We start from the raw sequence: 26,069 nt of genomic DNA on the forward strand, positions 1-26,069 counted from the left end.
CATTACCTCCTCATGATTCATATAAGATGACCGCGTGTACAGATCCATGGCGTATGTCCAACTAGTGGTATCCGACGAACAAAAGGCTCGTTGGTCAGAATACGTAGACGAGCAGCCAGCCGTCGACTCCATCTCCGACCTCATCCGAACCGCCGTTGAAGGACACATGGCGCGTGACGATGACTCGGATCCATCAGACCTTAACACTCAGGTTATCGGTGGGGAACTCGACGAGATCGAAAGCCGACTGGCTACCATCGAAGACAAGGTAGATCTGCTGCGTCTCGAGAACGTCGAGGAAGACGAACTGGAAGGGATCGTCGAAAACATCGTTGAGCGATATGAAGTTGCCAACTCTGAGCACATCCTCAAAGAACTCGGCGTCGATACCGAGGACGAGTGGCCCTACAAGTGATGACGGGACACGATGATTTCGAGAATTGGCCGACACCCATTCAGCGCCATCTCATCCGCATTAAGGCACGGAAGTCCTCACACACTCTGAAGAACCGAGTGGTCACCCTCCAGCAGTGGCGGGAGTACTGTGAGGAAACTGGCTACGATGTCTTAGAGGCAGACACCGACCTCATCGACGGTTGGTTAGATGAGATGAGAATCGAAGGGTATGCCGACAAATCGATTCTGAACAAAGCATACGACCTGTCTGCTGTATACAGGTATCTTAATGATCGCGACGCCGTCGAGAGGAATCCCTTCGATCACGTGGAACTAAACTGGCTCTCGAACAAGCCCAAACTCGATACACACTCTGAGATACGGTATCTCGACATAGACGAGTATGAAACGCTCATCGACGCCTGTCGCGATCTCCGTGATGAACTCATCTTACGACTCCTTTGGGCTACAGGAGTGCGCGTATCCGAGGCGAGTGACATCCGCATTGATGATATTGACTTGGAAGAGCGCCAAATAGAAGTTCGAACCTCGAAACAACAACGCGGGGAAAATAAGAGTCGAACCGTCTACTATCGGTATGATCTGGCTCGTGTCCTCCGAGAATGGTTGAAAGGTGGTCGACGGAACAAATATCTCTATGCGGGTGAGTCCGATTATCTCCTCCTCACGAAGCAATCGCCCCGAATGCCAGTCAGACGATTAGGTGAGATCGTCCGTGAGGTAGCTGCCCGGACTGATCTCCAGGAGGTCGTCTATACGGACGTAGAGGGGAACCCACGGAATCGAATCACCCCACACACGTTCAGGCATTCCTACGCGGTCCATCGTACGAAGAACGGAATGCCCATCGTCTACCTCCAAGACTTGCTCGGCCACTCCGAGATCGATGTCACCCGCAAGTATCTCAAATTCCGATCCGACGATATCCGTGAGGCCGAAAAGAAATACGCCCCATAGTCGCAACGGTCCTCTATTTGACAGTTATGGTCCCTGAAGTCCTCAAATGACAATATAATTACCTGTATTAACCATTAATACGCATTGATTGTGGCAACATTAAATCTTCATGCTCTATACTACGAAAGGGGTAGGGGTTACGGAATACGCATACGGTAGAGCGCCTCAAAGTACTGAATTCAGCTGTCTGAATACGGTATCCTGATAATTTAGAAGGGGCTTCCCGTTCGGGGTCGTGGGTGGGTTCACTCTCGACTTTATTTCTCAAGCTTATCTTCATCACCTATGCCGTTGGCAATCTGTACTTTTCGCCAGACATTAAACAAAATCTCGGATATCCATGTACCTTCTTCCGACTTCTCTTCTATTTCCTCTTCTGAGATGTCGATCTCGATTGAGTGAGCACTGTCATTGGCATCGTACCGGAAGTCGTTAAGTGACTTAATGAAATCCTCATCCAGAGTTAACGAGTAGTGCCGAAAATCCTGTAACTGCTCATCGAAGTTCTCAATAAGGACGGAGAACGGCAGATACTGTGCTCGATCTGGATTGAAAAACATACGGATTTCTCTATTCCCGTAGTGTCCTCGAAGGATATCGATTAACAGCGATTCAAACAGCTTACGAGTCAGCACCATCGTTGCGTTATATGCCCTTATCTGGTATGTCTTGTTTATTTCATCGATCAATTGATTATAAAACCGTTCATCAGTATAGTCCACGGTCAAAAAGTCATCATCGCGTTGTTTTTCAGGGAACTCGGGGAGGTCCACCAGATCGGAGTAGTAATTCATTCCCTCGTGCGTCAGTAGATACCCATCTCCGTTCTTCTTCACATACCCATCGTTTGCTAACTGACTTGGATACGAGGAGACGTTATTCCGATTTACGTCGACGCGTGAATTATTCAGCGTCTCTTTTATTCTTTGAACTAAGACCGGTCCTTCGTCTTTCAATTCATCATAGAAGTATATGGTTAATCCGACGGTGTGCTTGTCTGTATCCACAGATGAATGCTTAATCACCCGATCGAAATTCATATCTTGATCTCAGACGCAAGGTCGGTAAAGAGCTGATACGCTTCGTCTTTTCCAGGTGGCCGAATTTCGGTAGTAGCGCTTGGTCCTTTACCCCGTCTGTTCAGATAGATATCCTCTTCTTCTACGCGACCCACATTTCTCCAGTTGTCTTCGTTCAACCCGGAATCAGCTAATGCCTGCTTCAGTTCTGATGTTTTCATTTTCTTTATGCCGTGGAAGTCATCCAAGACAGTGAGGAGAAGAATAGAAGCGTTCAGCAGTCGGTGCTGACCATTATCCCCAAGCAGGTCATTGTCTCCGATATAGCGAGGATGCTCTTTGATTTCACCATCTTCTACCCTTCCCGCTTTGACTAACCGATAGAGTTTCTGTTCAGATAGGTCGTTAAGGGAGGAGACACGATTAGTAAACCCGTCTAATGCCTCCTGCTCATGGAAATCTTGCTCAACTCCCTTCTGATCGTCTGCTTCTTCTTTTCCAACATCCGTCTCCTGCTGATCAACTTCCTCTAGATTTTCATCAGTATTTGGAAGCGGATCCGCTGGCGGATAGTCTTCTGTGATGTTCTTGAGGGCTTTGAGAACTTCTTCGTAGTCGTCTTCTTCATTCGCTTTGATTTCAGCTTCTATCGGCCCGTGCTGAAAGGTAATGTTGATATCCATATCACTTCTAAAACTGAATTATATTCTTATAAATCATTCTCATCAATTGATCACTCACTATTTGACTATGGTTCATCGGTGGCAATCCCATTATCAGGAATAATGGGAAGTATGGGCTGAGCAGTTTGAAATAGTCATAGTACTGACGGCAACTCATAGCCCAACACACTGGCTAACAGAATACCTGCTGCGATCGTCCAGGCGAACTCGCACTCTAATGACCACCTGAGTTCTGAGAGTGACTGAGCTGCCCCATAATTGATATAGATATATCGGGTTAAATCCCGCAGCAGCAAGAGCGATAATACCACCAACATTGCTATCAGCACTCCATCGAAGAACCATGTGAGGACGAGCCAAACAGGCAGACTCACAAATAGCAATAACACCAGTGTTCCGGTCCCGAAAAGCAAGGTCTTTCGGTCACTGTTTGGTGGTATCGTTGCACCATTATCCATCGCTGCTTCGATCTGATCCCTACCGAAGTCAGCAGCCTTACGAAGAACCAGTCCAATCACATTATCATCAGTTTCTTCATGGATAATGCTCGACCAAGTCTTCGCGTATTCCCTCAGCACCAGAAGATCGAGAACAACAAAGGATAGAGAAAGGACGAAAGCGAGGCTGACAAAGAAGGTTATCGGAGACAGGTATCCCGTCTGAGCGCTGGCGTGAAGACTGATGCCTGCGAGTCCTCCAATGAGAGCAAGTTGTAGTAACTTCGAACTCAATCGGAGTGATTTCCTGAGAAGACCCATATTCGGATCTTCGGCAGTCCCCGCCATAGCTCGAAGACACATTGTGAGAAAAACCACTCCAAGAGCGATCTGAAAGACCACCTCGTACTCCCAACCCGTTGAGAACTCGAAAACGATGAGCGAGAGAACACCGAGAATGATTGATTCAATGAGTATCGCATCACCCCCAACAACGGACTCGTTATAGCGTTCCACCACTGTATACAGGGATGGTATATCTTCTGAGTAATGAATTTTCTCACAGCTCACCCCTGTACGATCACGGGATCACCCAATCACTCGTAACTCTTAAATTGTCAGATAAACTATATTAATTATGGTACCGCCCGAGACCAGTCCGTTTGTTGTTGCACCTGATATTGGGACTGCCTATACGGCGCTGCTCGAGTCTCGAGTCCACGGGCTCTTCCCTCACGACTATCACGTCGTCCATATCTCAGAGCCTGTCTCTTCGATCGACTACGACGAGTTTTCCATAGAGCGATCTCAATGGCTCGAGGTAGTCAATACAGGAGAAACGCTGGGACGCTTCGAGAGCTACGAGTTCACCGACGGTACTACCGGGCGGTACTGGGTACAGGACCGTATCGAGGAGCTCTTCGCTGGCCTGTACGCTACCAGACTCACGGCCCCCCGTAACCAACTCGATATGATACGGGGTCGCCTCAAGCAAGGCAATCATGGACAGACAACGAATGCACTCCTCGGACAGCCATATCGACTTACTCCCGATCTCGAGAAGGCGACTGAAGGGAAACCACTCGCTCCTAACATTCCGTGTCTGGTCTTGCTACAATTCAAACCTCAGCGAGACAAGCTCCACCTCTATACGACGTTCCGAAGCCAATACATCGATACGAAGTGCTATGGGAATCTCATCAGTCTCGCTCTGTTACTCGCAGACATGTGCCACCAAACAGGCTATGAACCAGGCTATCTGGTAGAGACAGCTCATAATTCGATCTTCCGGAACGTTGGTGATGCGCGAGGGTTGTCTTCTGTTCTCTCTGATGATCCACCAAAAGGAACTCACTCTATTTCGTAAGGTTGGTTTCCGGTCTTCTGCAGAGGGCGATCTTGATCCGTATAGTATAGCGTATTTTATATCCGACTATAAACTAGAGCAATAATATGCTAAGGCTGTGAGAATGACTACTTCTTCTGTTATAGATGTGTACAGCTGCCCTAATCTGCCTGCACTATCTCTTGAAAATATCTTGTGAATTCTTAGTGGTGCGGGAGATACAGAGTAATTCTTGTCTCATTTGTTCTGTATCAACTAAGAGTTGATAATTACTACGAGGTCTTCCGCTGTTCTATTCTCCTGAAGGTTACATCTTCAGAGAGGATAAGATTATATCCGGGATTAAATAACGCGGAGAAACCATACGGGAAGGGTGGGAGTGGTGAACGATACTCGCCCCTACCCCACTCTAGTAAGGTAACCGCTTGCGAGTTCTCTCAGTCTACTATTGCTAGAGGTGGCTCCGGGTATTTCCAATCTCAAACGAATCGGGTGATCCGATTCTCGACTGGATAGAGTGCCTACCTTCATTGGTCCCGGTGTAACCAGTCGGACCTCCGGTAGCCAGGGTTGGCCGTTTGCACCCACTGCGAGTGCCATCAGACGCGACCTGCGTAAGCTCCCGCGCTGGCATTTCAGCCCAACGGAGACTTTTCATTTCTCCATTTTTCTGATCACGCGGAAGGTTCTCAGACCGATTAAGCTCCTGCGACGTATGGAACTTACCACATAGCCGGTTCGACGGACGATACACCTGTTTCATTTTTCGTTTTGGAGAAGGAGGGACCCCTCTCATTTGGATGCGATAAAGGCCCTCGTGGAGTTACCCCACCGACGCGGTCATTTCCACGTGGTGGAGCTCCAAATGATGGGTCTTTTATCGCAGCGTAGGATTCCTACGCCCTATTTACAAGTACTATTTACTTGCACTTAAGTATTTTGGTCTATTTGCAATTTCGTAATGTTATCACGCCTTTCAGTAGTATAATTCTTTGCACCCATGTGAGTTTCTCAGGTGCGTATTAATGATTAATACGCACCCCCAGGAGGAACAAAGTCGCATCCCGAAAAGCGAACCGGGATTTCAGGGACCGGTGATTCCCTGCCTGTTCTTGAACAGGAAATGATGCGACCACCACCGATTGAACACGGGAGATCGGGAAACGCGTCCCGCAGTATCAAATAAGCGTGGTATTAAAATAAGTCTTACTATAGTAAGGAATAAAGTGTAAAACATAGTAGCTATGTACGTAGTTCGAAAATGACTGTAAAACAACTCAATGTGTCGTTCGACGCGGAAACCCACGCAGCACTCTTAACTGTGAAAGGTGACCGGACCTGGAGACAGGCGATCGTCGATGAGTTCAGGGTCAACTGATGTCCAATCACTCCGTTTGGAACGAGAAGGTGAAGCAAGACCCTGATATCTGCCTGAACTGCTTCACCTGGCTCAAAGAGTCATATACACTTCGTGGAGTGATGACGAAACTCGGTGATCCTGACTCAGCGAAGACGTACACTCGAAATTCAAACGATCCCACGAACAGTGTAAAGGAGCGAGCTATTCGACGCCAACGACGTCGTATTCGTGGGCCTACTGTTGAGTTCGATGGTGATGGGCGAAAGGAGGATGAACACCAAGCAGCTCAGTATAACACGTATCCGGTCTGTGAGTGCGGCGTAGATCACCATGAAGTGGTCTACAAAGAAGAACTCACTCACGAGGAATTGAAGGGAGCCGTTGTTGAGATCGGAAAGAAACTCACGAATGATCGTCGTGTGAACCTCGATCGGAAGCAGCTGGTCGTTGATTACTTGAGACTCCGTGATTCGACTCGCCCGGAAGATCAGTTCGCCTCTTCTCGTCATCTCCTGAAGCATGTCGTTGATTCGAATGCGGAGATAGTGGATTACGAACCTCAAGAAACGGAGTTCGTCTATACTGATCGGGATGAGAAGAACAAACCGAATCTCACCCCCGAGGTCGATCTTGGCGAGGTAGACAACTCCCATCTCCCCGATCTCGATCAAGACCTCATCGAAGTCACGGGACGGTCCAGTGGGGCTACTGAATAATTAGATAGCTACCTCGAGCCCCCTGAATTCGTAGCCGTCGGCTTCCCTCGCGTAGGCGGTTTGCGTAGGGGGTAGGGGTTTCGCGGTATAGATAGTGAATATTTATGATTTCAATACAATGAAGAGCAAAATCACAGACGAAGCGAGTGGCACTGGCAAGAATATCAAAGATACAGTCCGCGAGTTCGAGTTAGTCGATCTAATTCCACCGAGTATCGTGAGTATCCTCGTTTGGGCGCGGGATACAATCCCTCGAGGACTTGGATTCGCAGATCGAACGAGACATTTCACTGGTGTCTTCGGGCTCACGGTCGTGATGGTGTTATCATCCGGATTCCTGTTGACGGTCGCAGCAGCGGTCTATTTCCTGATCGCAATCTGGTTTCCACTATTACGATTCATTCCTGCATTTGAGAGACGATGGCCCTTCGCCGAATCAAACTGGCCGCTGTGGGAGCTGGAGTGATCACTGATGATCGAACTCAAAGCGCCACATTCGCTTCAGGGCTGGTTTGTCTGGATCACAGCATTTACTCTTGGGCTGGTCGCATTCTTCTCATCAGCAGCGATTGGAAGCCCCATATTTGTCATCACAGTCGGGCTGATCGTGAGTGTTGCCTATGTCATCTATCTCCTACTATTCAAGACCCACAGTACACTCAAGCACGGTCGCTCGAGGGGGTGATCATAGATGCTACTGATTGGCGGGATCGTTCTGAGTATCGTGGTACTCGTCTACGTCTTCCCGGATGAAACTCGAACGTGGTGGACTCGAGTCTATACAACGAAGGAGGTCATGTTTGGAGCAGCCGGACTCATCCTCGCGTATTTCTTAATTCAGACGGGGAATCTATGGTTTGTGCTGCTTGGGGTGATCGGGATCGCCTATGGAGTACTGTGGATAGTGTTCGAACGACCTGATGAGAAGGTCAAACACACGTTGAGAGGTTGAGCAATGGGTGTCTGCTATCGAGTACTCCATTACGGGGTCAGTACGGGGAATCGATTTACGAAAACCGCACTACTTCGCCGTGGTCTGTTAGCTGGATTACGACCAAACGGGATAAAATACCGGGCTACGCTCGCTATTCTATATTCGCGCGCGTATAGGGTAATTGGCCGAAATAGTTCGGGCTCAATCGGCGCTCTCGAAAAATTAACGGAAATGATGAACATGCTCATCAGGGCTTGATCCCCCGGAATAGACGGTTTGGTGGGTTGTGAGTTACCGTAGGAAGGCTCCCCATCCTACGGTTCGGGCATGAGAAAAATCGCGACCGGGTTTCGGTGGTGTCAGCACTCCTAAAGCGCGTACCGAGTGATTACGGGCCTATTTCGATACTCCTGACGGCATTGATACCGATCTGGGACCGGAAGAGATTATGGGAAGAATGCTCGACCACTACGAGTTCCGATTAGATGACGCGCTCGAAAGGGCCAGGGCGGTTAATTCCAACTGGGACTGGCGAATTATACTTTCACTCTGGTTGCGGCAGTTTAAATATTCCCTTCTGCCAACTGGTTTAGTATGCGATACAATCGCGACGGTAATGGCTATGACAGAATCGCAACGTTCGACATCGAAACAACCCACTGGAAAGCCACAGAGGGTGAGACTGTTTCAGTGGGGATTGCCGTCCATGACTGTGGCGCTCCAGGAAGTGACATACAGTACAAACCGTTTCATCGCAACAGCACAGGTGACGAAGCCGAACTGATCGCTCGAGCGCTCGAATACGTCGACGACTGTGGAGTAGATGCTCTCGTCTCGTACAATGGCAGGGATTTCGACATGGACTTTCTCCACACACGGCAGTACCTTCTCGGAGAAGATAAGATCGAGCCGGAGATCGACACCCCAGCAACCCACATTGACCTCTTCGAAGACCGGAAGAAGAAGTGCAACCGGACGGGCGAAAAATGGCCGAAGCTCGAAGAGTGTCTTGCAACCTACAAGTTCGCTGAACCAGAAACGCTTTGGAACGGGCGTCCAGTTACGAACAAGCGGTTTGGCGAAGAACTTGGTCCTGCATATCTCGCTGCCCTGGAGGACAACGATCGCGACCAAGCCGACTCGCTCCGAGAAGTGATCGACCACTATCTCGTTACCGACCTCGAGGCAAATCTCGCGATCTACTACGCGGATACTGGACAGGAGTTCAAACCACACTATCTCGGGACTCGCGCCGTGTTCTGAGACCTACGTGACTATTCCACCCGCCGACGATCACCAATAATAGCCAGATCTCGAACCAGGGTGGTTTTATCAGAACAGCTTTCGCAGCGCCTCTAATGCATGTGAAAGATCTGGCGGGTTGAATTCAAATCGCCTTTCTACTCGAGAATTACCGTCCTCAGTTTCAATTTCTTTATACTCATATTTAATTCCAGACCCAAGATATAATACAATGAATACCAATTCAATTGGTCCAATAATTTCAAGTAAAAATGGACTCTCCTTGCGGATTCTCTTAACTTTGACCGCTCCATCACGCTGATTAGATAGATATCTGCCTTTGGTACGAGTAATTCTTTTGAGATCACCTTGACTGGCTAACTTTCCAATAATTCTTTCCCGAGCCTCTTTATCGTTCACGACCTCTTCTCGGCGCTCCTTGCTGTACGCGAATTCGTGTCTTATCTCGGCTAGTGTTTCTGATCCAGATAGACCTTCTGCGATCCCGTTTATATAATATAGTAATGCAGTTATCTCATTTAGAGATCTTTGTTCTGGTTCACGAGACACATGCAGTTCACCGACTGCAAGACCACTATCGTAGGTGCCATTATCCATAATAATTGCTGAGATTATATCCTATTAACTCTGTTTCTAGATGTTTGTGTGAAAGATCTAATGCTTGTGTCACGGTCTAAATATTGAAATTGACTTAGCGATTATGCCTAATACGTCTTTGTGCGCTTTCAAATTCGGATTATTACGCTTCAGACGCACAGATATTTGTATTTCGAGCCTTGGCCTTTTCTACGAGTTCCTTGTTGAACTGTCGCCCATCTTCACCTTCATGGGCTCGCCGATGACAATTCGGACACAGAGCAATGACGTTATCTGGATGGTCTGCCCCCTCGTCTCCAAGCATCTTCAAATGGTGGACCTCAAGAAATGGTTTCCCGTCTTTCGATTTGAACGGCGCTGCTTCTTCACAACCTTGACAAACCCCATCAGCAGAACGCCTCGCAAATTTTTTGACTACCTCAGATCGGTTGTACTGAGAACTTGCTCCTCCAGAAGACCCAGTAGAATCACTTGATCCGGAGTTACCACCGTTCGTTGATTGTAACGGCGCAGCTACGCAAGCATCCGCATAGAGCTCTTCTAATGGCTTCGTCTCAGGGTCGCCCTGGACTTTGACGGTTCGGCCTCCTACTGGGACAAGATCGAACAGAATTGCATCCCTGAAATTGTCCTTCTTATCTTGGAGAGGAACCCACTCGTGATCCTCATACTGGTATTCCCCCCGGTATCTGACCATGTAACTCTCATCGGTCTTCTCAAAAACATGGATCTCTTTACCCATGTCCTCGTGATCGCGGATTGCTCGATTCACGAAGCGCCAGTCCATGTCGCCTTCAGCGCCTTGTCCTGAGTATTGGAAGGTACCATCAGCCAGAAATTCGTCAACATATCCAAAGCTCCTCCCTCGATCACTCGTGATGATGAACACGTACGGGTTGTCTTTTGAGGTGATGATTCCACCTTGCCAAGTACCACCCTGAGCGGCCAGTTCATCGCGGCGGTGATAAGAGTCACCAAACTGAAGGTCCATAGTGATTGTACTTTTGCCAGACGTCTTGAAGCCTATGTTAGGTGGATACCATTCAAGAAGTAGAGGATTCCGTCACTGAAAATCTAGTCAAAAATACTATTGTATGTGGGCGAAAAGGTACAGTATGGTAAAAAGGGACGCGATATTCTCGGCCGATAATGAACACAGATACCGCCTTTTCAGAAGTCTTGACGGTGATTTTCGAGACAAAACCCTAACATTTGTGCTATTGAATCCGTCAACAGCGGACGATGAAATAGATGATGATGCAACCAAAAGGTGTATTGAAATTGCTAAATACCACGACTTCAAACACCTTGAAATTGTCAATCTATTCTCGCTAATTGAACCGACATCGGAGGATTTAGAGGATGCTAAGAATCCGGTTAGACAAGAAAATGACAAACATATCATTGAGTCCTGTGAGGAGGCAGATAAGATAATTTGTGGATGGGGTAATATTGGAGACCATATGAATAGAGCGGCAGAAGTTTACGAAAAGATATCACACCATGATCTTGAGTGTCTGAGAGTTAACCAAACTGGAGAACCCACATACGTAAATCCAAATGGACCACTACAACATCAATTGAGCTACGATACTCGGCCATATGAGAGAGCAATTGAGGTCTATTAATTCAGGCTAATAGGCCACATTTGGTATTGTAGTAGACAGGGCTCTGAATGAGTAATTTGTTTGCGGCAGTACGTGCTACGAAAGTGTATCCGCCATTAGTAAATATTCGACATTAAATTTCACCCGTCTATACCCGGAAGGGGGTAGGGGTTACGAAAAACGCATAGTTTGGAGCCCTTCTCACGGTTGTCTGTAGGTGTTTCGAGGGTACTTCGTCGTATCTTAGTATGTGGTTCAACCCCACTTCCAGACCAGCCACATCCAACTCACTAAACATTCATGAAGTCGTATTTATAGCAAGAGAGACAAATATATTGGCATGCCGGCTCAATACGGATATCAGATTGATTTAGCATTTCTCGTTACTACACCGCTGCATGTCGCAGGCCCGGATAGTGGCGGAACTGGGTTCTTCTTCCGCATTGATACAAATACATACATTGTTACCGCAGGGCATGTACTTGCAGACGAAGACCGAGAAAGCTATGGAGAGGAATTAAGATCGGAGATTCATCAACAACCACCCGAAGTATCCTATTATCTGCGTGATACTGACGACGTAACAAATACCACTAGATACTCCGTTGATCTCTCGGAAGAACAGCGGACTTGGGGTTTTGATCCGAATGGAGCGGACGTTGCAGTCATACAGATTGATGAGGAGCTGATTACCCTTCCGGATTACTTTAGTAGAGACGAAGATGATGAAGAACCCCGGTTTTCCTCGTTTTCGCTCACAGAACGTCAGTTCATTGGAAATAACCAACTGACGACTGATAGAGTGTACAGCCTCGGGTATCCAGGGAGACTGTACGATTCACAAACAAAGTTCCCGATCAGAAGAAATTCGTTACTCGCCACTCCGATACATGTCGATTTCGAGGGGAAGCCTCGATTCCTTACAGACGCACGCATGGACCCTGGGACTAGTGGAAGCCCAATCTTAGTCGAGCCATCTCAAGTCCAATATCCATGGGGTGCACATTTAACTCAAACTCACGAAACACCTATTCTACTCGGCGTTCATGCCGGGAACTTCTATTATAACGAAGGCAACTCTGAATCTGAGGAAGATTGTTTGAGAGCGACACAATATTTCGACCTCAACGAGACTTGGCGTCCCGAGGCGATTATTCGTGCGATACAGGAGGCTGTTCCCAGCTAGATTGAATGGCAGAATACTGATCATATTTTGGAAGAGAGTCGGTATATTCATAAACTCAATAACAAAAATAGATCAATAAGGTATGCTTGATAATATTGAAAAACCTTATTGGCACGATGATTTGAAGAGTATCTATGAGAATGGGAGCGAAAAGGAATGTAATGGTACAATCGAGAACGAGGACATCTTAAAAGAGAACAAGTACATTAAAGACGCGATTGTCGATGGAGAAAAAGATCTTGTGATCACTTCTGAGGGACATAGAGCCTATGAGAAATTCCGTGATCAACAACTCGATTATGCAAAGGTCAATGTAGCACAGTCAGTAGCATTGTTGGTTGGGATTATTGGAGCATTAGCTTCGTTGATAATCGCGTTCCCTGGTGGGGCAATGTGGCTCGCTGGGGCTGCAGCCCTTATTTTGTTTGTTACTGGAATTATAATTCAAATAGAACTAGGAAGGGTAGAATAGCTCTAAGAACGACCATACTGGTCAGACGCATCTCGCCAGGGTTCAACACCTAGACCAATAGTCCTCGTAGAGGTCTGAGTTTATACAAAGCTTGGCTAAATTAACGAATGTTCCGAATATCTCCGTGTACCCCTCATGAGTAGTAATCCTGACGGAATTAATTCAACACATTACTTGCGATTTCGTCCTCTGGCGAGTCGTCACAATAATATAGGAACTAACTGAGTAAATCATGATAAGGTCATGTTGAATTAGGGCACTTCTCGGTCCAGTCGGTCATTGTCCGATGTTGGAAGAAGCGCGTTCAGTGGTTCCGGAGCACCGCCCGTTCCCGTTCGCCGACGGTCACTCGAGCGGGCGGGCCACCATCTCCCCCCAGTGGGAAAAGCCGTGGCGCTCGTAGAACGCCTGCGCCCGATCGTTCTCGCGGTCGACGTCGAGGACGATCCGATCCAGGGGCAACTCCTGTTCACGAGCGGTCTCGAGGACGGCGTCCATCAGGTCGTCGGCGACGCCGCTGCCCCGGTGAGCGGGCTCGAGATAGAGTTCGTTCAACACGGCGGCGTCCCAGACGTGTGCGAGCGACGACGGGAGGACGAACGCGTAGCCGACGAGTTCCTCCTCGACGGCGGCGACGGTGACCGCTTCCGGCTCCTCGGCGACGCAGCGGTCGACCCACTCGAGGTAGCTCGCCTCGTAGTCGGCGGTGAGCTTCGCCGCGTATACTTCCGCTTTCTCTTCGCCGCCGGTTTCGCCGCCGAGACCGAGTTCGAACTCGCGCTTGAGCGCCCACAGCGCGTCGGCGTCGGTCGTCGGCTCGTACGGACGAACATCGTGATCCATGCCGCCCCGTTGGACGGTGACTCCCCTGTCTTTGTCGGTCGACTCGAGAACCGTCTCCGACAGCTACTTGAGGCGACCCCATGTCCCGACCCACATGGGCGGACGAGGACCACGTCGAGAGCTCGCGGAGAAGATCGCCGGCGAGATCACCCTGAGCGACGATCCCGGCGCCACGCTCCGCAAGTGGCGGACCGACTTCGACGTCTCCCAGACGGATCTCGCGGCCGAACTCGAGGTCTCGTCGTCGGTCATCTCCGACTACGAGAGCGGGCGCCGGACGAGCCCCGGAATCGGCGTCATTCGGCGGCTGGTCGAGGGGCTGTTGACGATCGACGAACACCGCGGCGGCGACCGCATCCGCCAGTACGGGCGCGTGCTCTCCGCGGGCTTCGAGAGCGACGTCGTCTACGATCTCCGGGAGTACGCGACGTCGATCCCCCTCTCGCGGCTGTACGGCGAGGTCGGCGCAACCGAGATCGCCGCGGGGGACACGGACAGCGTCAGCGGCCACACCGTCATCAACAGCATCCAGGCGATCACCCGGCTCTCGAGCGAGGAGTTCTTTCGCCTCTACGGACAGAGCACGAACCGCGTGCTCGTGTTCACGGACGTCACGCGAGGGGAGTCGCCGCTGGTCGCCCTGCGGGTCGTCAACCCGACGCCGAACGCCGTGATCCTCCACGGGCTCGAGGCCGACGAACTGTGGAACCACGCCGGTGATCTCGCGCGCATCGACGGCTACTCGCTGGCCGTGACCACGACCGACCTCGACGAGGTGCTCGAGTCCCTCATCGACCTCGAGTGATGGCGCTCGACCGAAGCGAACGACTCACGCTGGCGCTGGCGGCCGCGTTTCTGACGACGCTCGCGCTCGTCGTCGCCGTCGATACGCTCCTCGCGTGGCTCGCCTGGAGCGTCGCGATGATCGCCGTCGCGGGGGGCGCGCTCGTGGCGCTCAACCGCTCGAAGCCGGCCGAGTAGCTCGCCACGAACGGCGGGGAAACCGGGCGCACTCGAGTCGCGCGTTCTCCCGGAAAACCCCGAACGTCCGCTCAGGCGACCTGTTCTTCGTACTCCGCTGCCGTCAGCAACTCCTCGAGTTCGGACTCGTCGGCGGGGTCTATCTCGAGCATCCAGCCCTCGCCGAAGGGGTCGTCGTTGACGAGTTCGGGGGCGTCGAACAGCGCCTCGTTCACCGCGATCACGTCGCCGCTGACGGGCGCGTAGAGGTCGGAGACGGCCTTGATCGATTCGATGACGCCGAAGGCGGTTTCGGCCTCGAGTTCGTCGCCCTCGTCGGGGAGTTCGACGAAGACGACGTCGCCCAGTTCGTCCTGTGCGAAGTCGGAGATACCGACGCGAACGCCGTCGTCGGTCTCGAGCGCCCACTCGTGCGATTCCATGTACCGTCGGTCGTCGGGGATGTCGAAGCTCATTATACTGTGTCGATGAAGGGGGTGGTTTCAACTCTTGCCTTTTTGGACTGGCCGCGGACGACGACCCGCAGGGTGGTCCCCGGGTCGGCGTACTCGACGGGGACGTAGCCGAGGCCGATCGGCGCCTCGAGGGTCGGACTCATCGTCCCGCTCGTGACCTCGCCGATCACCCGGCCGTCGGGGTTCGTGACGTCGTAGCCGTGGCGGGGAACGCCGCGGTCGATCAGTTTGAACCCGACGAGTTTCTCCTCGACGCCCTCCTCCTTTACGGCCTCGAGGGCGTCCCGGCCGACGAACTCCGTGTCGAGTTTGACGGTGAAGCCGATGCCGGCCTCGTAGGGGGTTCGCGGGTTTGACTCGAGGTCGAAATCCTGGCCGGCGAGCAGGTAGCCCGCCTCGATACGCAGGGTGTCACGGGCGCCGAGCCCGCAGGGCTGACAGTCGAACGCCGACCAGACGGTTTCGGCGTCACCCCACGGAACGATGAACTCGTAGCCGTCCTCGCCCGTATAACCGGTGCGGGCGGTCCAGCACTCGACGCCGTCGACGGTGGCGTACCGCGCCTCGAACCGGCCGAGGTCGCCGATCGGTTCGTCGACCGCGTCGGCGACGAGGTCGCGAGCGTTCGGCCCCTGGACGGCGAACATCGCGTACTCGTCGGTCTGATTGTCGACGGTCGCCTCGAGATCCCACTCGTTGCGGTGGCTGATCCAGCGTTCGTGCATCGCCTCGTCGTTGCCGGCGTTGGGAACGAACAGGTACGCCGGCCCGTCGTTGTCGTCCGGCAGCCGGTAGATCATCGTGTCGTCGATGATCACGCCGTCGGCGTCGGTGATCGCGGCGTACTGGGAGTCGCCGACGTCGAGCGCGCTGACGTCGTTCGAGGTCAGGCGCTGGAGCAGCGCCTCGGCGTCGGGTCCGCTGACGGAGATCTCGCCCATGTGCGAGACGTCGAAGATCCCCGCCTCCTCGCGAACCGCGGTGTGTTCCGTGCGAATCGAGTCGAATTCGACCGGCATGTCCCAGCCGCCAAACTCGGTGAACTTCGCCCCTCGTTCGTCGTGGAGTCCACGCAACGGCGGCGTCTGTAGCGGCATAGTTTGGGGGACACTCCCGGGGTAGTAATGCTTTTTCGTCGGCCGCCGCCGATCCGCGGCGCTCTCGGTGACTCGAGTATCAAAAAACGAACCGCGGGTGGAAACGAGAGTGAACGCCCGATTCGGTTAGTCGGATCGTTCGGTGACTGTCAGGGTGTAGTCGCCGCTGCCGTCCCAGGCATCGACGAGGATGTACAGATCGGTCGACGTGTCGGGGTTGTCGATGACGATCTGCTCGTCGCTCCCCCAGTTGTAGGAGATGTGGTCGTAGTCGCTGGTCGTCGGACACCACGCCCGCCCCTCGTTCGCGTAGAGGTCGAACGTCGCGTTCGTCGGTCCGCTGAGGTCGATGACGACCTCGCTCGGACTGTCGAACTCCCAGGCGTAGGACCAGCAGTCACTGTCCCCGGAGCCGCTCAGCGAGTCCTCGACCGTCGTGGTCTCCTCGTCCGGGTCGTCGGGGTCGTCGGGATCGTCCGGATCCTCGTCGGGCTCTGTGTTGACCGCGTTGTCCGCGTCGACGCGACCGTAGCCCTGCTCGTTCTCGGAGAGGCCGATGTCGACGGCGGTGTTCTGGAGGTGGCTGCGGAGCTCGTCGTTCGAGAGGCCGGAGTGTGCGGAGAGCGCGAGGCCGGCGACGCCCGCCACGACCGGCGACGCCATCGACGTCCCGGAGTAGGAGTCGTAGTCGTCCCAGTTGACCGACGAGAGCACGTTCCCGCCGGGTGCGGCCAGTTCGATCTCGGGGCCGACGTTGGTGAAACTCGAGAGCGTCTCGCCCTCGTCGAGCGAGGACACCGCCATGACGCTATCGTAGGCGGCCGGGTACGAGACGCTGCCGCCGTGGTCGTTGCCGGCGGCGGCGACGAGCAGCGAACCCTGGCTGTAGGCGTACTCACAGGCGTCGTTCATCGTATCGGAGAAGCCGCCGCCACCGAGGGACATGTTGAGAATCTCCGCGCCCTGGTCCGCCGACCACTGGATCGCGTCGGCGATGTCCGACAGCGAACCGCCGCCGCTCTCGTCGAGCGCGCGCGCCGAGAGCATCGAACAGTTGGAGATGCCCGCGTGTCCCTCGCCGTTGTCGGTGCCGCCCGCGGCGATGCCGCCGACGTGAGTGCCGTGATCCTCGCCCTCGTTCACGGGGTAGGGGTCGCTTCCGGCTCCAGCGAAGTTCTCGCCGTAGTCGGAGACGCTGCCGTCCATGTTCTCCTCGAGGTTCGGATGGTCGTACTGGATCCCCTGGTCGATGATCGAGATCGTCACCCCGGAGTCCCCGAGCGTCGTCGCCCAGGCCCCCTCGCAGTTGACCTGCTGCGGGGCGTACTGCTGGCCGTACATCGGGTCGTTCGGCGTGAAGAACGCCTCGACCGTCGCGTTGTCCTCTGCGTACTCGACCTCGTCTACGTCGAGGACGTTCTGCTTGAAGTTCTCTCGTGCCTGCTCGGAGGCGTTCGATGGGAACTCGACTGCAACGTAGCCGAGCACCTCGTTCTCGTGGACGATCTCGGCGTTGCCGGGAACCGCCGGCTCGACCGTCTCCTCCGCGGACGACGCCCGCCGCGAGACGCCGACGAGGACCTCGTCCTTTTTCGGACCTGGTTCACGGCCGGGCGTGGCGCTAACGACACCACCCATCCCGAAGAACGCGCCGAGCGCTCCAGCCGTCTTTAGTACAGTTCGTCGATCAAAGCCAGGGTTGCCATCCTTTGCCATGATACGTTATCACCAACCTCGCTGGTATATTAATTTCTTGTGAAACTCACTAGAATTTATGTCAGCGTTCCAATAGCTTTGGAAATCACCATTAAAAATACCCTGCGGCTACCGTATCGGTGTGGTGTCCGGTAGCTGACAAACGTACCGGGCAGAATAAACTTTTATCGAGTTTTCTAACCATGGACACTAATGCAGCGTTCCGTATCGCACCCCTTCTCACGACCGATGGTCCACCACCCCCTCGAGCCCCGATCCGCTCCGTGAACCGAGCGGCCGTTTCATCGACGGCGTATACTCGCGGCACACGCTCGCTCGAGGCGGTTTTCGGGCAATTATTGCGAACCCGATCCACGACGGCCGGGATCCGTCACACCTTTCTACCCGACGGACCCTCCGCCAGACTATGTTCGAGCGCGTTCGTGCCCGCTTCGCCGCCGTCGACGACACCCCCGCGGTCGGTCTCTTCATCGACGGGCCGAACGTCTTCAGAGACGAGTTCGACGTCGACCTGGACGACCTCAGAGAGATCGGCCAGTCGCTCGGCCGCACCGGCGTCCTCCGCCTCTACCTCGACGAACACGCGACGCCTGGGCTGATCCAGGCCGCCGAGGCGCGCGGGTTCGAGGTGGTCATCACGAGCGGCGACGTCGACGTCAAACTCGCCGTCGACGCGACGGCGCTCGTCGCCGAAGGACGTCTCGACGTGCTCGCGATCGGCTCTCGAGACACCGACTTCAAGCCCGTCCTCGAGTACGCCGGCGCGGCCGGCGTCGAAACCGTCGCGATCGCCCCCGGGGCCCACGGCCGCTCCGACGCCCTCCGGAACGCCGCCGACGAGGCGATCACTCTCGGATCGTAGGACGACCGCGCCCGACTCGAAGAACCAGCCGAAGCGGTGACTTTTCCCGACCGGCCCGCCGAATGGGTGGTATGACCGACGTCGACACGCCGATCCTCGACAACCACCTCCACATCGACCCCGACAACGGCCGGGGGCTCGAGGCCGTCCGGGATTTCGCGCGCGTGGGCGGGACGCACCTGCTGATCGTGAACAAACCCTCCTGGCACCTCGGCGTCGAGGCCGATCGGGGCGAGGACTTCCGGCCCGTCTTCGAGCGCACCCTCGAGGTCGTCGCCGCCGCCTCGGCCGAACTCCCGGGGCGGGCCTGGCCCGTCCTCGGCGTCCACCCCGGCCTCGTCTCCCGGCTGATCGACGACCGCGGGGTCTCGCCCGACGAGGCCCGAGAGATCATGCGAGGCGGGATCGACGTCGCAGCCGAGTACGTCCGATCGGGGGAGGCGCTCGCGCTCAAGTCCGGCCGACCCCACTACGAGGTGAGCGATGCCGTCTGGGACGCCTCGAACGCGGTGATGCGCCGGGCGTTCGAGCACGGCGCCGACTGCGACTGTTCCGTCCAGCTCCACACCGAGGCGAGCGAGGACCTCACCGAACTCGCCGCGTGGGCCGAAGACGCCGGCCTCCCCGCTCACCGGGTCGTCAAACACTACGCCGGCGGGCGCCTCGCGGGGCCGACGCCGAGCGTGATGAGCGAGCGGGACCGCCTCGAGGTCGCGGCCGAAACGGGAGAGCCGTTTCTCATGGAGACCGACTTCGTCGACGATCCAGACCGGCCGGGCGCCGTCCTCGGACCCAAGACGGTTCCCCGCCGGGTCCGGTGGCTGCTCGAGGAGGGGTACGACGCGGCCGTCGAGAACGCACACGTCGAAACCCCCGCGCTCGTCTACGGGATCGACACCGACGGCACCCTCACGTAGCCGACGGCGGCGTCTTCCGGTTCGACGCACCGCGCACAGGTAGAGAAAGGCATTTCAAGCGGCCGGTATAGGTCTCTGTATGAGCAATCCCCCCACCGAGTACTATTCGGCGGAACGCTGGCAGAACTGGATCGACCGCATCAACGACGAGGAGATCGATCCGGAAGACGAGTCCTCCGCCCGCCTGCTGTTGAACCTCCAGGACGACACGGCGATCGCCGTCGCCAAGATCGTCTCGGCCTACGACGAGGGGGAACTCGAGCAGGAGCAGGCGCTTTCGGAGATCGCCGACGTCCGCGAGATCGTCCTCGCGGACGTCGACATCGACGACGAGGAGACGCGGATGCTCGTCGACGGCGTCCAGACGAGTCTCGTCTGCGTCTTCTTCGCCGCCGAGGAGTACGTCGCGGGCGGGCCGGCCGAGGAGGGGAGCGTCGACGACTATCTCGGCGCCGCCGCAAACGCCGAAGCCGAGGAGGACCTCGACGCCGCGCTGGGGTACGCCGCCCAGGCCGGCACGCGGATCATCGACGGCGAGGAGCTCGACGTCTCGATCGCCGAGGAACTCGAGTACGGACTGGTCACCGAGTGGATCAACGGTCTCGACAGCCTCCAGAGCGCGATGAGTGATCCCGAAGTCGTCGAGGAAGACGAGTAACCGATCGTTTTCGCCGGCACCCACCGACAGCGCCAGTGAGAGCGCAAGCGCCGGCTATCGCGGGCCTCGGACTGTGGTCCTCCGTACCGGGCGCGGGCGCCGTTCTCGCTCGAGGGTTCGGCGATCGTCGAAATAGCGAACGACAGTCACTTGTAGCGTCGCCGGTACGTATCTCGTATGACCGCAGTCGGTATCGACGCCGTCGAAATCTGGACCGGCAACCTCAAACTCGACCTTCCCGGAACCTTCGCTCCCCAGAAGGGCGAAGACCCCGAGAAGTACACGAAGGGACTGGGGCTGAACGCCTCGTCGTTCCCCGACAGCTACGAGGACATCGTCACGATGGCCGCCAACGCGGCCTACCGGCTGATGGACCGGAAGGGGCTCGAGCCCGACGACATCGGCCGGATCGACGTCGCGACCGAGAGCGCCTTCGACAACTCGAAACCCGTCTCGACGTACGTCGCGGGCTGCCTCGAGGGAGTGTTCGACGGCGACTTCCACCACGCGAACAAGGGCGAGCGAAAGTTCGCCTGCATCGCGGGCACCCAAAGCCTGGACGACGCCTACAACTGGATCCGCGCGGGACGCAACCGCGGCCGCGCGGCGCTCGTGATCGCGACGGACACCGCGCTGTACGCCCGCGACGATGCGGGCGAGGCGACTCAGGGCGCCGGCGCCGTCGCGATGCTCATTTCTGAGGACCCCTCGCTGGTCGAACTCTCGACCCACCAGGGCTACGGCAGCGCCGACGAGACCGACTTCCTCAAGCCCAACCAGCAGTTCCCGAGCGTCGACGGCAAGCGCTCGGTGCAGGTGTACCTCGCACGCATGCGCGAGGCGCTGATGGACTACGAATCCGTCGCCGGCGACATCCACCCCGACGACGTCCGGTTCGTGCCGTTTCACACGCCGTTCCCGGGGATGGTCCGCAAGGCCGGCCTGCTCGGCTACCGCTACCTCACGCGCGACACCGCCATCGAGGAGGAACTCGCCGAGGAGATCGGTCGCCAGCCCCGGCTGGAAGCGTTCGACACCGAGGACGCCTACCACGACGCCGTCCGGGAGTACACGGACGCGCTCAAGGGAACCGACCGATACCGCGAGTGGTACGCCGAGACGATCGACCCGACGCTGACGATCTCACGGGAGGTCGGCAACTGGTACACCGGCTCGGTTCACGTCGCCCGCGCCAGCGCGCTCAAACACGCCCTCGAGACCGGCGAGGACGCCACCGGCGAGACGCTGATGGTCGGCTCCTACGGCAGCGGCGCGCAGGCGGAGGTCCACACGGAGACCGTCCAGGCGGGCTGGACCGAGGAGATCGGGGCGCTGAACGTCGACGAACAGCTCGACTCCCGGTACGACCTCTCCTGGGCGGAGTACGAGGAGGTCCACGACGTCCACAACCACGAGATGGATGTCGAGGTCGAGGAGTTCACCGCTCCCGAATCGGAGTTCGTCTTCGACGGCTGGGGGCGGATGGGCGAACGGAAGTACCGGTTCGTCGAATAACCGCGATTCCGGGACTCCGTTCTGCGGGCCGTACCGGAGCAGCAAAGAGGTGCGTTCATTACCCTTTGTTCGTAACTACCGACCACCGTGTTCCGGACCGACACTCCAGACGGCAGCCGGGGACAGCCGTCCGTCGCCGTCCGGGACCCTCTCTACCACCACACTCATCATGCACGGATCACACGCCACGGGGAGCCCGTACGCACCCCACACGGATGACGACACGACGGCGATGCTCGAGGCGATCGGGGTCGAGTCGGTCGACGACCTCTTCGACATCCCCGAGGAGGTGCGATTCGACGACGAGTTCGGCATCGACGCCCGCAGCGAACGGGAGACGCGCGAACTCGTCCGGTCGATTCTCGGGCGCAACGACGATCTCACGGAACTGCTCGGCCGGGGCCACTACGGCTACTACGTTCCCTCGCTGGTCGACCACCTCGCCGACCGCTCGGAGTTTCTGACCTCCTACACCCAGTACCAGCCAGAGGTCTCCCAGGGCTTCCTCCAGGCGCTGTTCGAGTACCAGTCGCTGCTGGTCGAACTCACGGGTCTGGAGATCGCGAACTGCTCGATGTACGACGCCGCCACCGCGCTGGGCGAGGCCGCGACCCTGGCCGACCGCGCCCGCGAGACGAGCGGCCACCGCGTGCTCGTCCCCGACTTGCTTCTCAAGGGCCGGCGAAGCACCCTCGAGAACTACGTCGCCGGCACCGACCTCGCGGTCGAGACGTATCTGACCGACGACGCGACGGCCGACCTCGAGGGGCTCGCGGAGCTGGTCGACGACGAGGTCGCGATGATCTACGCGGAGAATCCCACCGTCCGGGGGGCGATCGAGGAGCGACTGTCCGAGATCGGCGACCTCGCGACCGATGCGTCGGCGCTGTTCGTCCTCGGCACCGACCCGGTCGCGCTCTCGTTGCTCCAGCGGCCGGCCGACGTCGGCGCTGACGTCGTCGTCGGCGATGCGAGCGTGCTCGGGCTGCCGACGAGCTACGGGATGGGACTCGGGCTGTTCGCCACCGACGAACGGTTCCTCAGACAGGTGCCGGGACGGCTCGTCGGCATCAGCGAGGACGCGACAGACCGGCGGGCGTACACCCTGACCCTGCAGACGCGCGAACAGCACATCCGCCGGGAGCGAGCGACGAGCAACATCTGTACGAACCAGGCGTGGGTCGCCCTCCGGACGGCGATGCACGCGGCCGTGCTCGGTCCCTCAGGGATGGTCGATCTCGCAAAGCGGGGCGTGACTCGAGCCGAAGGACTCACGGAGCGGATCGACGAGATCGACGGCGTCACGGCACCGGTCCACGACCGCCGGCACTTCCGGGAGTTCGTCGCCCGCGTCGACCGGCCCGCGCGGGCGGTAGCCGAGGACCTCGAGGATCGCGGTTTCGCGGTCCACGTCGTCGGTGAACACGAACTCCAGTGCTGCGTCGCGGGGGTCGACGACGCGGCGCTCGACTCCTTCGTCGACGCCCTCGCGGAGGTGGCCCGATGAGCGACGACCGCACGCCGGGTGAAGGGGCGCCGGGCGGACAGTCCCGCTACGACCAAGCGAGGTACGTTCGCGACGGCCAGTACGAGCCGTTGCTCTCGGAGAAGGACCTGACCCGCGTCGAGATCGACGACTCACCGCTGCCCGACGACCTCACCCGGGACGGCCTCGAGCTTCCCGAACTCTCCGAACCCGAACTCGCGCGCCACTACACCCGGCTCTCCCAGATGGTCTACGGCATCGACAGCGGTCCCTACCCCCTGGGCTCGTGTACGATGAAGTACAACCCGAAGTTCACGGAGGACGTGGCGGCACTGCCGACGGCCGCGGTCCACCCCGACCGCTCTGCGGCGTCGGTCCAGGGGACCCTCGAGGTACTCTACCGGCTCCAGGACTCCCTCGGTCGAATCGGCGGGATGGACGCCGTCACCCTCCAGCCGCCGGCGGGGGCGGCCGGGGAGTTCGTCGGCATCCGCGTCGCAGCGGCCTACCACGCGGACAACGGCGAAGACCACCGCGACGAGGTGATCGTCCCCGAGAGTGCCCACGGCACGAACTTCGCGACGGCCGCCCTGGGCGGCTACGACGTCGTCTCCCTGCCCAGCGACGAGGACGGTCGGGTCGACCTCGAGGCGCTCGAGGCCGCCCTGAGCGAGAACACGGCCGCGCTCATGCTCACCAACCCGAACACGCTCGGATTGTTCGAGCGCGACATCGCCGAAATCGCCGGGATGGTCCACGACGTCGGGGGCCTGCTCTACTACGACGGCGCGAACCTCAACGCCCTGCTCGGCCGGGCCCGACCGGGAGACATGGGCTTCGACGTGATGCACTACAACGTCCACAAGACGTTCGCGACGCCCCACGGCGGGGGCGGCCCCGGTGCGGGACCGGTCGGCGTCACCGAGGAACTCGCCCCCTTCCTCCCCTCGCCGCGGGTGCGCGAGCGGGAGGGCGAGAGCGGCTACGAACTGTTCGATCCCGAACAGTCGATCGGCCACGTCCACGGCTTCCAAGGCAACTGGCTCGTCCTGCTGAAGGCGTTCGCCTACATCGCCCGGCTGGGTGACGAGGGACTCTGGGACGCCAGCGCGAAGGCCGTGCTCAACGCGAACTACCTCGCCAGCCAGATCGACTACGAGGTTCCCTACGGCCCGTTCCACCACGAGTTCGTCGCCAGCGCCGGCGACCAGGACGCCGCCGACGTCGCCAAGCGGATGCTCGACTACGGAGTCCACCCGCCGACGACGAAGTGGCCGGAGATCGTCCCCGAGGCGCTGATGACCGAGCCGACGGAAGTCGAGAGCAAGGAGACGCTGGACCAGCTCGCCGCGGCGTTCCGGGCGGTCGCCGGCGAGGACGACGACGCGCTCGAGTCCGCCCCCGAGCGAACCACCGCGCGACGGATCGACCAGACGAGCGCCGCGCGCAACCCGCGGCTCTCCTGGCAGGCGCTCGAGGACAGTGAGTGATAACGCGGGCGGTGTCGTTCGGTGGCGGTCGTCCAGACGGTACTCCGGCGGGCTCGCGACCCGCGAAACTGCGTATTCCGAGATGGCGTTTATCGGGTGTCGTGTTCTCGAGTCGGTCGCCGTGAGTGGAGAGTGTGTGCGGTGAACTGACGGACTAGGCCGCGCTCGAGTCGATGCCGTTGATCGTGACGAAGCCGTAGTCGCAGTCGGGGCAGTGCCACTTCACTTTCTCGCCGAGGTGCAGGGTCGTGCTCGCGGCGCGATAGAACGTTTTGTCCCCGCAGTCGGGACACTCGTGATCGAGTTCCTGAGCCATGTCTCCCGTTCGTGCGTCGAACGAGTTTAACGTACTGATTTGCCCGTTCGGGCCCCGGGTACGCTCGAAGGCGAACGCATACACTCCAGCGTGGTATACGAAATCGCCGAGCGACCCGACAGCGGAACTAAGTGCAGCGCCCCCCTCGCCTCTCACATGCCGATCTACACCGGTCGGGGTGACGACGGTGATACCGACCTGCGCGATATGAGTCGCGTCTCGAAGGCCAGCCCGCGGATCGAGGCGTACGGAACCGTCGACGAACTGAACGCGCTCGTCGGAACGATTCGGCCGACCGGTTACGCGGACGTCGACGAACAGCTCGAAGCCGTCCAGAACCACCTGCACGTCGTACAGGCGGACTTCGCGAATCCGGAACCGGACGAGGACGATCCAGTCGTTCGCGCCAGCCACGTCGCGGAGGTCGAAGGCTGGATCGACGCCTACGACGAGGAACTCGAGCCGCTGCGGTCGTTCATCCTGCCGACCGGCAGCGAGTCGGGCGCGAAACTCCACCACGCGCGAGCTGTCTGCCGACGGGCCGAACGGCGGGCGGTCGCACTGGCGAGCGAGGAGTCGGTCAACGACCAGGCCGTCCAGTACCTCAACCGCCTCTCGGACGGGCTGTTTACGATCGCCCGCGTCGTCAACCAGCGCGACGGCGAGCCAGAAGCGGCCCCCTCGTACTGACCGGTCGGCGGTCGTGTCACGGAGGATAACAGTCACAGATGTAATTCTGT

General features: G+C 57.1%; 29 protein-coding genes. 19 read left to right on the plus strand and 10 right to left on the minus strand.

Annotation, left to right across the window (positions count from 1 at the left end):
- Positions 1-46: 46 nt before the first annotated feature.
- A complete protein-coding gene (locus NMQ11_RS08375; RefSeq protein ID WP_255167113.1) occupies positions 47-415 on the plus strand; it encodes a hypothetical protein in 369 nt (122 codons plus the stop codon).
- Positions 415-1,374, plus strand: coding sequence for a tyrosine-type recombinase/integrase (locus NMQ11_RS08380; protein WP_255167123.1), 960 nt, complete (start codon positions 415-417; stop codon positions 1,372-1,374). The genes NMQ11_RS08375 and NMQ11_RS08380 overlap by 1 nt, the downstream gene beginning before the upstream one ends.
- A gap of 257 nt (positions 1,375-1,631) precedes the next feature.
- On the opposite strand, the gene NMQ11_RS08385 is transcribed toward NMQ11_RS08380, so the two are convergent.
- The 3 genes from NMQ11_RS08385 to NMQ11_RS08395 all read right to left on the minus strand — a co-directional run bounded on the left by NMQ11_RS08385 (position 1,632) and on the right by NMQ11_RS08395 (position 4,083).
- Positions 1,632-2,414, minus strand: coding sequence for a hypothetical protein (locus NMQ11_RS08385; protein ID WP_255167125.1), 783 nt, complete (start codon positions 2,412-2,414; stop codon positions 1,632-1,634).
- The gene (locus NMQ11_RS08390) at positions 2,411-3,076 is read right to left on the minus strand and encodes a hypothetical protein (protein WP_255167127.1); all 666 of its coding nucleotides are present in this window, start codon (positions 3,074-3,076) and stop codon (positions 2,411-2,413) included. Before NMQ11_RS08390 ends, NMQ11_RS08385 begins: the two co-directional genes overlap by 4 nt.
- A gap of 134 nt (positions 3,077-3,210) precedes the next feature.
- Positions 3,211-4,083, minus strand: coding sequence for a hypothetical protein (locus NMQ11_RS08395; protein WP_255167129.1), 873 nt, complete (start codon positions 4,081-4,083; stop codon positions 3,211-3,213).
- Positions 4,084-4,150: 67 nt separating this feature from the next.
- Between NMQ11_RS08395 and NMQ11_RS08400 the strand changes: the two genes are divergently transcribed.
- From NMQ11_RS08400 to NMQ11_RS08420, 5 genes are all read left to right on the plus strand, one after another.
- Positions 4,151-4,879: a thymidylate synthase family protein gene (locus NMQ11_RS08400; protein WP_255167131.1), complete on the plus strand. Its 729-nt coding sequence runs from the start codon at positions 4,151-4,153 to the stop codon at positions 4,877-4,879.
- Between the two features lie 1,356 nt (positions 4,880-6,235).
- A complete protein-coding gene (locus NMQ11_RS08405) occupies positions 6,236-6,934 on the plus strand; it encodes a hypothetical protein (RefSeq protein WP_255167132.1) in 699 nt (232 codons plus the stop codon).
- Between the two features lie 472 nt (positions 6,935-7,406).
- The gene (locus NMQ11_RS08410; RefSeq protein WP_255167134.1) at positions 7,407-7,619 is read left to right on the plus strand and encodes a hypothetical protein; all 213 of its coding nucleotides are present in this window, start codon (positions 7,407-7,409) and stop codon (positions 7,617-7,619) included.
- A gap of 6 nt (positions 7,620-7,625) precedes the next feature.
- A complete protein-coding gene (locus NMQ11_RS08415; RefSeq protein WP_255167137.1) occupies positions 7,626-7,886 on the plus strand; it encodes a hypothetical protein in 261 nt (86 codons plus the stop codon).
- 576 nt (positions 7,887-8,462) lie between these two features.
- On the plus strand, positions 8,463-9,131 hold the full coding sequence (locus NMQ11_RS08420) for a ribonuclease H-like domain-containing protein (RefSeq protein WP_255167139.1): 669 nt from the start codon (positions 8,463-8,465) through the stop codon (positions 9,129-9,131).
- Positions 9,132-9,200: 69 nt separating this feature from the next.
- Here the strand turns inward: NMQ11_RS08420 and NMQ11_RS08425 are convergent, their stop codons facing one another.
- Together NMQ11_RS08425 and NMQ11_RS08430 are read right to left on the minus strand one after the other, a co-directional pair.
- Complete coding sequence (locus NMQ11_RS08425) at positions 9,201-9,728, minus strand: hypothetical protein (protein WP_255167141.1); 528 nt, start codon at positions 9,726-9,728, stop codon at positions 9,201-9,203.
- Positions 9,729-9,870: 142 nt separating this feature from the next.
- Entirely contained in the window at positions 9,871-10,719 is an 849-nt protein-coding gene (locus NMQ11_RS08430) for an HNH endonuclease (protein WP_255167143.1), read from the minus strand.
- 124 nt (positions 10,720-10,843) lie between these two features.
- Here NMQ11_RS08430 and NMQ11_RS08435 point away from each other — a divergent pair, with 124 nt between their 5' ends.
- From NMQ11_RS08435 to NMQ11_RS08445, 3 genes are all read left to right on the plus strand, one after another.
- Positions 10,844-11,356 carry a DUF1643 domain-containing protein gene (locus tag NMQ11_RS08435; RefSeq protein ID WP_255167145.1) on the plus strand — a complete coding sequence of 171 codons (513 nt, stop codon included), beginning with the start codon at positions 10,844-10,846 and terminating at the stop codon, positions 11,354-11,356.
- 319 nt (positions 11,357-11,675) lie between these two features.
- Positions 11,676-12,521, plus strand: a complete 846-nt coding sequence (locus NMQ11_RS08440; protein WP_255167147.1) for a S1 family peptidase — start codon at positions 11,676-11,678, stop codon at positions 12,519-12,521.
- Positions 12,522-12,603: 82 nt separating this feature from the next.
- Positions 12,604-12,993: a hypothetical protein gene (locus NMQ11_RS08445; RefSeq protein ID WP_255167149.1), complete on the plus strand. Its 390-nt coding sequence runs from the start codon at positions 12,604-12,606 to the stop codon at positions 12,991-12,993.
- Positions 12,994-13,338: 345 nt separating this feature from the next.
- Here the strand turns inward: NMQ11_RS08445 and NMQ11_RS08450 are convergent, their stop codons facing one another.
- The gene (locus NMQ11_RS08450; protein ID WP_255167151.1) at positions 13,339-13,836 is read right to left on the minus strand and encodes a GNAT family N-acetyltransferase; all 498 of its coding nucleotides are present in this window, start codon (positions 13,834-13,836) and stop codon (positions 13,339-13,341) included.
- A 94-nt stretch (positions 13,837-13,930) separates the two neighbouring features.
- On the opposite strand from NMQ11_RS08450, the gene NMQ11_RS08455 reads away from it, so the two are divergent.
- Positions 13,931-14,641: a helix-turn-helix domain-containing protein gene (locus NMQ11_RS08455; protein ID WP_255167153.1), complete on the plus strand. Its 711-nt coding sequence runs from the start codon at positions 13,931-13,933 to the stop codon at positions 14,639-14,641.
- Positions 14,641-14,817: a hypothetical protein gene (locus NMQ11_RS08460; protein WP_255167155.1), complete on the plus strand. Its 177-nt coding sequence runs from the start codon at positions 14,641-14,643 to the stop codon at positions 14,815-14,817. The genes NMQ11_RS08455 and NMQ11_RS08460 overlap by 1 nt, the downstream gene beginning before the upstream one ends.
- Positions 14,818-14,888: 71 nt before the next feature.
- Here NMQ11_RS08460 and gcvH read toward each other — a convergent pair whose 3' ends face one another.
- The 3 genes from gcvH to NMQ11_RS08475 all read right to left on the minus strand — a co-directional run bounded on the left by gcvH (position 14,889) and on the right by NMQ11_RS08475 (position 18,085).
- On the minus strand, positions 14,889-15,272 hold the full coding sequence (gcvH, locus tag NMQ11_RS08465; RefSeq protein ID WP_255167157.1) for a glycine cleavage system protein GcvH: 384 nt from the start codon (positions 15,270-15,272) through the stop codon (positions 14,889-14,891).
- Positions 15,272-16,369 (minus strand): glycine cleavage system aminomethyltransferase GcvT, encoded by a 1,098-nt coding sequence (gcvT, locus tag NMQ11_RS08470; protein WP_255167159.1) that lies wholly within the window; start codon positions 16,367-16,369, stop codon positions 15,272-15,274. Before gcvT ends, gcvH begins: the two co-directional genes overlap by 1 nt.
- A 126-nt stretch (positions 16,370-16,495) precedes the next feature.
- Positions 16,496-18,085: a S8 family serine peptidase gene (locus NMQ11_RS08475; protein ID WP_255167161.1), complete on the minus strand. Its 1,590-nt coding sequence runs from the start codon at positions 18,083-18,085 to the stop codon at positions 16,496-16,498.
- Between the two features lie 406 nt (positions 18,086-18,491).
- On the opposite strand from NMQ11_RS08475, the gene NMQ11_RS08480 reads away from it, so the two are divergent.
- From NMQ11_RS08480 to gcvPB, 6 genes are all read left to right on the plus strand, one after another.
- On the plus strand, positions 18,492-18,947 hold the full coding sequence (locus NMQ11_RS08480) for an NYN domain-containing protein (protein ID WP_255167170.1): 456 nt from the start codon (positions 18,492-18,494) through the stop codon (positions 18,945-18,947).
- A gap of 71 nt (positions 18,948-19,018) precedes the next feature.
- The gene (locus tag NMQ11_RS08485) at positions 19,019-19,864 is read left to right on the plus strand and encodes a TatD family hydrolase (protein ID WP_255167182.1); all 846 of its coding nucleotides are present in this window, start codon (positions 19,019-19,021) and stop codon (positions 19,862-19,864) included.
- Positions 19,865-19,943: 79 nt separating this feature from the next.
- Positions 19,944-20,522 carry a DUF2150 family protein gene (locus tag NMQ11_RS08490; protein ID WP_255167184.1) on the plus strand — a complete coding sequence of 193 codons (579 nt, stop codon included), beginning with the start codon at positions 19,944-19,946 and terminating at the stop codon, positions 20,520-20,522.
- A 177-nt stretch (positions 20,523-20,699) separates the two neighbouring features.
- Entirely contained in the window at positions 20,700-22,037 is a 1,338-nt protein-coding gene (gene hmgB, locus NMQ11_RS08495) for a hydroxymethylglutaryl-CoA synthase (protein WP_255167186.1), read from the plus strand.
- A gap of 169 nt (positions 22,038-22,206) precedes the next feature.
- Positions 22,207-23,544, plus strand: coding sequence for an aminomethyl-transferring glycine dehydrogenase subunit GcvPA (gcvPA, locus tag NMQ11_RS08500; RefSeq protein ID WP_255167187.1), 1,338 nt, complete (start codon positions 22,207-22,209; stop codon positions 23,542-23,544).
- A complete protein-coding gene (gene gcvPB / locus NMQ11_RS08505; RefSeq protein ID WP_255167188.1) occupies positions 23,541-25,013 on the plus strand; it encodes an aminomethyl-transferring glycine dehydrogenase subunit GcvPB in 1,473 nt (490 codons plus the stop codon). Before gcvPA ends, gcvPB begins: the two co-directional genes overlap by 4 nt.
- 154 nt (positions 25,014-25,167) lie before the next feature.
- Here the strand turns inward: gcvPB and NMQ11_RS08510 are convergent, their stop codons facing one another.
- Positions 25,168-25,329, minus strand: coding sequence for a DUF7838 family putative zinc beta-ribbon protein (locus NMQ11_RS08510; RefSeq protein WP_255167190.1), 162 nt, complete (start codon positions 25,327-25,329; stop codon positions 25,168-25,170).
- A gap of 156 nt (positions 25,330-25,485) precedes the next feature.
- On the opposite strand from NMQ11_RS08510, the gene NMQ11_RS08515 reads away from it, so the two are divergent.
- The gene (locus NMQ11_RS08515) at positions 25,486-26,019 is read left to right on the plus strand and encodes a cob(I)yrinic acid a,c-diamide adenosyltransferase (protein ID WP_255167192.1); all 534 of its coding nucleotides are present in this window, start codon (positions 25,486-25,488) and stop codon (positions 26,017-26,019) included.
- Positions 26,020-26,069: the final 50 nt, after the last annotated feature.

This window comes from Natrononativus amylolyticus, from assembly GCF_024362525.1.
Taxonomy (GTDB): Archaea; Halobacteriota; Halobacteria; order Halobacteriales; family Natrialbaceae; genus Natrononativus; species Natrononativus amylolyticus.

What these genes read in the sequence shown, in the direction of transcription:
- NMQ11_RS08440 (WP_255167147.1), top strand. Translation starts at nt 11,676, where the DNA reads ATGCCGGCTCAATACGGATATCAGATTGATTTAGCATTTCTCGTTACT.
- NMQ11_RS08450 (WP_255167151.1), bottom strand. Translation starts at nt 13,836, where the DNA reads ATGGATCACGATGTTCGTCCGTACGAGCCGACGACCGACGCCGACGCG.
- NMQ11_RS08510 (WP_255167190.1), bottom strand. Translation starts at nt 25,329, where the DNA reads ATGGCTCAGGAACTCGATCACGAGTGTCCCGACTGCGGGGACAAAACG.
- gcvPB (WP_255167188.1), top strand. Translation starts at nt 23,541, where the DNA reads ATGAGCGACGACCGCACGCCGGGTGAAGGGGCGCCGGGCGGACAGTCC.
- NMQ11_RS08435 (WP_255167145.1), top strand. Translation starts at nt 10,844, where the DNA reads ATGGTAAAAAGGGACGCGATATTCTCGGCCGATAATGAACACAGATAC.
- NMQ11_RS08485 (WP_255167182.1), top strand. Translation starts at nt 19,019, where the DNA reads ATGACCGACGTCGACACGCCGATCCTCGACAACCACCTCCACATCGAC.
- NMQ11_RS08460 (WP_255167155.1), top strand. Translation starts at nt 14,641, where the DNA reads ATGGCGCTCGACCGAAGCGAACGACTCACGCTGGCGCTGGCGGCCGCG.
- gcvT (WP_255167159.1), bottom strand. Translation starts at nt 16,369, where the DNA reads ATGCCGCTACAGACGCCGCCGTTGCGTGGACTCCACGACGAACGAGGG.
- NMQ11_RS08405 (WP_255167132.1), top strand. Translation starts at nt 6,236, where the DNA reads ATGTCCAATCACTCCGTTTGGAACGAGAAGGTGAAGCAAGACCCTGAT.
- gcvPA (WP_255167187.1), top strand. Translation starts at nt 22,207, where the DNA reads ATGCACGGATCACACGCCACGGGGAGCCCGTACGCACCCCACACGGAT.
- NMQ11_RS08445 (WP_255167149.1), top strand. Translation starts at nt 12,604, where the DNA reads ATGCTTGATAATATTGAAAAACCTTATTGGCACGATGATTTGAAGAGT.
- NMQ11_RS08515 (WP_255167192.1), top strand. Translation starts at nt 25,486, where the DNA reads ATGCCGATCTACACCGGTCGGGGTGACGACGGTGATACCGACCTGCGC.
- gcvH (WP_255167157.1), bottom strand. Translation starts at nt 15,272, where the DNA reads ATGAGCTTCGACATCCCCGACGACCGACGGTACATGGAATCGCACGAG.
- NMQ11_RS08480 (WP_255167170.1), top strand. Translation starts at nt 18,492, where the DNA reads ATGTTCGAGCGCGTTCGTGCCCGCTTCGCCGCCGTCGACGACACCCCC.
- NMQ11_RS08425 (WP_255167141.1), bottom strand. Translation starts at nt 9,728, where the DNA reads ATGGATAATGGCACCTACGATAGTGGTCTTGCAGTCGGTGAACTGCAT.
- NMQ11_RS08380 (WP_255167123.1), top strand. Translation starts at nt 415, where the DNA reads ATGACGGGACACGATGATTTCGAGAATTGGCCGACACCCATTCAGCGC.
- NMQ11_RS08390 (WP_255167127.1), bottom strand. Translation starts at nt 3,076, where the DNA reads ATGGATATCAACATTACCTTTCAGCACGGGCCGATAGAAGCTGAAATC.
- hmgB (WP_255167186.1), top strand. Translation starts at nt 20,700, where the DNA reads ATGACCGCAGTCGGTATCGACGCCGTCGAAATCTGGACCGGCAACCTC.
- NMQ11_RS08375 (WP_255167113.1), top strand. Translation starts at nt 47, where the DNA reads ATGGCGTATGTCCAACTAGTGGTATCCGACGAACAAAAGGCTCGTTGG.
- NMQ11_RS08475 (WP_255167161.1), bottom strand. Translation starts at nt 18,085, where the DNA reads ATGGCAAAGGATGGCAACCCTGGCTTTGATCGACGAACTGTACTAAAG.
- NMQ11_RS08410 (WP_255167134.1), top strand. Translation starts at nt 7,407, where the DNA reads ATGATCGAACTCAAAGCGCCACATTCGCTTCAGGGCTGGTTTGTCTGG.
- NMQ11_RS08420 (WP_255167139.1), top strand. Translation starts at nt 8,463, where the DNA reads ATGCGATACAATCGCGACGGTAATGGCTATGACAGAATCGCAACGTTC.
- NMQ11_RS08430 (WP_255167143.1), bottom strand. Translation starts at nt 10,719, where the DNA reads ATGGACCTTCAGTTTGGTGACTCTTATCACCGCCGCGATGAACTGGCC.
- NMQ11_RS08385 (WP_255167125.1), bottom strand. Translation starts at nt 2,414, where the DNA reads ATGAATTTCGATCGGGTGATTAAGCATTCATCTGTGGATACAGACAAG.
- NMQ11_RS08490 (WP_255167184.1), top strand. Translation starts at nt 19,944, where the DNA reads ATGAGCAATCCCCCCACCGAGTACTATTCGGCGGAACGCTGGCAGAAC.
- NMQ11_RS08400 (WP_255167131.1), top strand. Translation starts at nt 4,151, where the DNA reads ATGGTACCGCCCGAGACCAGTCCGTTTGTTGTTGCACCTGATATTGGG.
- NMQ11_RS08415 (WP_255167137.1), top strand. Translation starts at nt 7,626, where the DNA reads ATGCTACTGATTGGCGGGATCGTTCTGAGTATCGTGGTACTCGTCTAC.
- NMQ11_RS08455 (WP_255167153.1), top strand. Translation starts at nt 13,931, where the DNA reads ATGGGCGGACGAGGACCACGTCGAGAGCTCGCGGAGAAGATCGCCGGC.